Below are 2,782 nucleotides of genomic sequence, written 5' to 3'. Positions count from 1 at the left end.
TGTGGCTTATGAAGACATTACTAACATCGGGGTGTACTAATCAACGGGGAGCAGGTCAGTTCAAAGGGCTGCTTTGAACAAGAAGCGGGCCTTTGGTCGCAGCTTAATCAGCGCGGATAGTTCCCCACAGCACGGTTCATTGAGGCCCATGTGGTTTTCACATCCCTTTGTCATGCTACTAATGACTGTCGGGCCCGAATATCACTGCGCTACCGTGCAACACCACAAGAGGATCTGTGCTGTCACGTGACGCTTACGGCACTACACCGCACCCGACTGCGGTTTCTGGAACGATAAAATTTTCATTACAAAATATGAGGTGCTTTAGCATTGCGTTAATCTTGATGCTGAAAGCTCTGACCATAGGTAAGGTGCGGGTTTTAGGGGATTGGGCGTGATTTTTTTTGCTGAGATTTCTACGGCACTCTGAACGAGTTTATGGGGGTTGGTTTGATCTAGGTAAGGTTCTTTAAAAACCTATCTTGATGTTACTAAACTACTCTATAAAATGTAAAAATTCAATTCCATCATAGGATGTGAGCGCAAATGGCAAAGCAGATTATTCAGGGCACAACTGAAATCAACAGCTTGGGTATCAAGAACCATTTTGAGTCAGTTGAACCTGTACAGGCGATATTGGAACTCGTATGGAATGGATTTGATGCTGGCGCTAAGAATATTAACATAAATATAGTTTATGACCATTTTGATACAGTAAAAAACATGACCATTCTTGATGATGGTGATGGGATAAACTTTACTGATTTAGGCAGCAACTTTAATCGATTTAACGATTCATTAAAAAAAACAAGCATTGATCAACACGGCTCTAAAGGTCGAGGGCGTTTATCATTTCATAGACTTTGTCATCAGGCTATCTGGTATACTAAATACTTAGGTAGAAATTCCTATATCAAAATTAATGATGAGGATATTAAGGCATATGAAGCTCAAATAGATATCGACGCTGATGAGCAAAACAGTTTATTGAATGCAATGGATAAGGGGACGTGTGTTGAATTAACATTGTTACATTCAAGCCTTCCAGAGAGACGCGAACTGATTTCTATTTTGTCCAATGAATTCTGTTGTAAATTGGCATTGGATGATGAAAGGAAGGTTTTCGTAAATGGTGCTGAAGTTGACATCCCAGAACACGAAATAAAAGAGGTTTCCTTCGAGATTGAAAACAATGATTTCTCTGTGAAAGCGATTCGCTGGGATAAAAAGCCAGCGACAGAAAAATCATTTATTTACTTGACTGATAGTTCAGGAAAGATAGTTCACAAAGAATCTACAACATTCAATAAAAAAAGAGATTTTCATTTGAGTGTGTTTGTTTCATCTATTTGGGCTGATACTTTTAGTGCTAATGGCGATGACATTTTTTCAACAGCTAAAAGTAATCCTGATTCAAAAGCATGGCGGCAGTTAGTTAAAAATGTCTTAAAATTCTCCAGAGCTATATATGATGATTTTCTGCGAGTGCAGGTTGAAAAAGCCATACAAAAGCTTGAAGACGATGGTGCTTTCCCTACATACAATGAATACGATATAACATATGCTAACTGGAAAAGAAATAATATCAAGCAGGTTGTAAGAAGTATTTATATTGCCGATCCTCAGTTTTTGGTATCACTGACTATAAAGCAGAAAAAGATAATCATCAGACTTCTTGATAAGATGCTTGTATCAAATCAAAATGAAGATTTATTTGATATTCTGGAAAGTGTTTTGGATTTAAGTGATAGTGATCTTTCTAGGTTTGCATCACAATTGAAAAAAACAAAATTAGAAAATATTATAAGTTCAATTGAGGAGTTGCAAAGAAGGCGTTTTGCAGTTGAAAAACTGAAGCTAATAATGAACGAGCATTATAAAGATGTTCTTGAAACGCCTGACTTACAAAAAATTATTGAAAATAACACATGGTTATTTGGTGAAAGATACGAAACTATAGGCGCTGAGGAGGATACTTTTACTAAGATTGCAAAATCATTGAGGGATAGTGTTTACTCCATTAATAACATAGATGCACAAGATGTGGAAAATGGAGAGGATATTATAGGCGCTAAGAGACAAACGGATTTATTCTTAGCCAGAAGGATGCCAACTTTTGACTCTAACGGCAATAAGATTTTTAGATGCATAATTATTGAAATTAAAAGACCAAGCATAGCCCTTAATGTTAAGCATTTACGTCAACTGGAGGATTATGCTGGGATTATTAAACGACATCCTGAATTTTCTAGCCAAAATTTGCATTTTGAATTAATTCTTATAGGTAGGAAGATTTCTAGTCAAGATATAGAGATACCTACTCGCTTGTCAAACTATGCCGGCCGTGGTGATGTTGGTTTAGTATCTGATGATGCCAATATGAAGCGTTACGTTAAGAATTGGTACACAATATTTGATACTTTTGAATTGACGAATAGTTTCATGCTTGAGAAATTACAAATGGAAAGAGATGTAATTGAAAAGAAATCTCGGGAGGAACTTGTTAAGGAATTACAAGAAGAAAGCGTTGATGTCTAAAATTAAAAAAGCGATACTACGCTTGAAGAGGTTTCTTTCTTGCTAATGTATTTTTCATGAAAAAAAGGGTTACATTGAAATGTAACCCTAACCTATTGAATTGATGCACCTCACATTCACTACTCATAGTTTTCCTTCCGATATTTTGAGATCTATTATTTCTTTGGCTTGAGATCCATTGTGCAGGTGATCTTGACCCGCCATTTCCGGACAGCTTTTGTATCTTAAGTTAACGATGCCCGCT

At 36.7% G+C, this 2,782-nt stretch carries 1 protein-coding gene; it reads left to right on the top strand.

Annotation, left to right across the window (positions count from 1 at the left end; all coding sequences use genetic code 11):
• The first annotated feature begins 546 nt into the window (after positions 1-546).
• Entirely contained in the window at positions 547-2,538 is a 1,992-nt protein-coding gene (locus ACOTYN_RS26010; protein WP_332959793.1) for an ATP-binding protein, read from the top strand.
• Positions 2,539-2,782: the final 244 nt, after the last annotated feature.

The organism is Enterobacter cloacae complex sp. IR5458 (assembly GCF_049238025.1).
Lineage (GTDB): Bacteria > Pseudomonadota > Gammaproteobacteria > Enterobacterales > Enterobacteriaceae > Enterobacter > Enterobacter kobei.
Note: the sequence above shows the minus strand (reverse complement) of the source record. Positions and strands in the feature narration are given on the sequence as shown.

What these genes read in the sequence shown, in the direction of transcription:
- ACOTYN_RS26010 (WP_332959793.1), top strand. Translation starts at nt 547, where the DNA reads ATGGCAAAGCAGATTATTCAGGGCACAACTGAAATCAACAGCTTGGGT.